General features: G+C 41.2%; 3 protein-coding genes. All 3 read left to right on the forward strand.

All coding sequences use genetic code 11. From position 1 onward, the window contains the following. On the forward strand, window positions 1-754 hold a 754-nt coding region (locus E1176_RS02475; protein ID WP_155208994.1), incomplete at its 5' end, for an AMP-dependent synthetase/ligase. Between the two features lie 56 nt (window positions 755-810). Next, window positions 811-1,629 carry a serine O-acetyltransferase gene (locus E1176_RS02480; protein ID WP_155208995.1) on the forward strand — a complete coding sequence of 273 codons (819 nt, stop codon included), beginning with the start codon at window positions 811-813 and terminating at the stop codon, window positions 1,627-1,629. A 2-nt stretch (window positions 1,630-1,631) separates the two neighbouring features. Continuing rightward, complete coding sequence (cysM, locus tag E1176_RS02485; RefSeq protein ID WP_155208996.1) at window positions 1,632-2,510, forward strand: cysteine synthase CysM; 879 nt, start codon at window positions 1,632-1,634, stop codon at window positions 2,508-2,510. The last annotated feature ends 38 nt before the right edge of the window (window positions 2,511-2,548 follow it).

Genomic DNA, 2,548 nt, shown 5'->3' on the forward strand with positions numbered 1-2,548 from the left:
TGCTGCCTTACAACCGAGGTTGGCTCGTGTTTTTTGGGCCGGACAAATAAAAATTTTGGAGGCCTACGGCCTCACTGAAACTTCTCCCGGAGTAAGCTTTACCCGCGCAGAACCAGAAAATGCAAGAATTGGCTGTGTTGGACCGCTGCTTAAAGATGTAGAAGTTAAAATTGCTGAAGATGGAGAAATATTGGTGAAAGGACCAAATGTGATGATGGGGTACTACAACCGACCAGACGCCACGGCCGAGGTGATTGATGAGGATGGCTGGTTTCACACTGGTGATGTAGGTGAAATGGTAGAAGGACGATTTCTCAAAATCACAGATCGTAAAAAAGAAATATTTAAAACTTCTGGCGGTAAGTATATCGCCCCGCAATATTTAGAAAATAAATTCAAAGAGTCGCTGTACATAGAGCAGCTCATTGTGGTTGGCGAACAACAAAAATTTCCTGCAGCCCTTATCTTGCCAGCTTTTGATGCCCTCAAAGATTGGTGTACTCAAAAGAAAATTACCTACACTACAGATGCTGAAATGATCAAACATGAGCGAATACTCAAAAAGTTTGATGAAGAGATAGCTCGTTTGAACGAGAACTTTGCCCAGTATGAGAAAATAAAAAAGTATACTTTGTTGAGCAAGCCTTGGGGAATTGACAGTGGAGAACTCACGCCAACATTAAAACTTAAACGCAAGGCAATACATAGCAAATACGAAAATGAAATAAGCATGCTTTATCAAAACGCATCATGATTTTATTGCTCATCTGATTGCAAACAATATCACAAAAGAGCCGTTGTGGTATAATCATGAAGGAGTCTTTTGTAAATAGAATTTTTGACGCTCACAAAGCCTGTGATAAGTGCCCGACTTCTGATAAGATCGAGCATTTGTTTCAAACTCTACTCGGACTGTTGTTCCCAAGTTTTTCCAGCGAGCCTGTTGAGCAAATTGATCAGCTTAAGACAGGTTTCGAAAGACTACAAGTGGAAATGGCCGATCTTCTCAGCCATCAAAAAGATCTGGATAGCAAACATGTGGCCCACGAGTTTTTCGAATTCATTCCAAAACTTTACGATCAATTACTACTCGATATTGAGGCAACTTATAGCGGTGATCCTGCCGCCAGAAGTAGAGATGAAGTAGTAAGGTCTTATCCTGGTTTTTACGCTATCGCTGCTTATCGCGTTAGTCATATGCTCTTACTTCTTAATGTCGAAAAAATACCCAGAGCTATCACAGAGTTGGCTCACAGTAAGACCGGAATTGACATTCATCCTGCCGCGCACATCGGTGAGCATTTCTGCATTGATCATGGTACCGGAGTTGTGATAGGAGAGACAACAATCATTGGTAATCACGTCAAAATTTATCAGGGAGTAACTTTAGGTGCATTAAGTGTTGACAAAGCTCAATCACAAGTAAAGCGACACCCAACCATAGAAGACCACGTGATCATATACGCTGGAGCTACTATCTTAGGTGGTGAAACTATCATTGGTGAATCTTCCGTAATTGGTGGAAATGTATGGTTGACCAAAAGTGTACCACCAAATTCAAAAATTTATTATCAGGTTGGCCTTCAAAACTCAAGAGAATCAACCAAACCTTCAATTAGCCAAAAATAATTATGACCCTTTTTGATCTCATAGGTAATACACCACTTGTAGAAATTAAGAATATAAACACAAACTCTAATGTTACGATATACGGAAAGTTAGAAGGGCAAAACCCTGGAGGAAGCGTAAAGGATCGGGCAGCTTATGGTATGATAAAGGGTGCGTTGGATCGTGGTGAAATAAAAAAAGGCGATAAACTGGTAGAAGCGACTAGTGGAAATACTGGAATAGCCCTGGCAATGATTGCGCAATCGATGGGCGTAAATATGACGCTTATTATGCCGGAAACTGCGACCGTAGAGCGAAGACAAGCGATGAAAGCATATGGGGCAGAAGTGATACTCACACCAGGTGAAAAAACCATCGAATACTCCAGAGAGCTGGCTGAGAAAATGGCCAATGAAGATGGCTATCATATGCTGAACCAATTTGGTAATCCTGATAATTATAAAATGCACTACCGCACCACAGGTCCAGAAATCTGGAGAGACACCGATCAAAAGATAACACACTTCGTTTCGGCCATGGGCACCACTGGTACAATAATGGGAGTATCCAGATATCTAAAAGAGAAAAATCAAAATATACAGATTGTAGGAACTCAACCAACGGAAGGATCTAAAATACCGGGTATCAGGCGATGGTCTCCCGCGTTTTTGCCGAAAATATTTGAGAAAGAAAGAGTAGACCGAACCATTGATGTTAGTGAAGATGATGCCAGAAAAATGGCAAGAAGACTTTCTATGGAAGAAAGTATAATGTCTGGTATGAGCAGTGGGGGAGCTTTGACTGCCGCCTTGCAGGTAGCCAACGAAATTGACTCGGGCGTGATTGTTTTTATCGTTTGCGACCGTGGAGATCGCTACTTAAGCTCAGGACTTTTTGATTAAAAAATAAGGACTGCCTCAAAAAACGTTTTCTTTTTTGA

It is taken from the genome of Fulvivirga aurantia (assembly GCF_009711475.1).
Lineage (GTDB): Bacteria > Bacteroidota > Bacteroidia > Cytophagales > Cyclobacteriaceae > Fulvivirga > Fulvivirga aurantia.

Bases quoted from the DNA above. Each gene is read 5' to 3' on its own strand.
- E1176_RS02480 (WP_155208995.1), top strand. From the start codon at position 811: ATGAAGGAGTCTTTTGTAAATAGAATTTTTGACGCTCACAAAGCCTGT.
- cysM (WP_155208996.1), top strand. From the start codon at position 1,632: ATGACCCTTTTTGATCTCATAGGTAATACACCACTTGTAGAAATTAAG.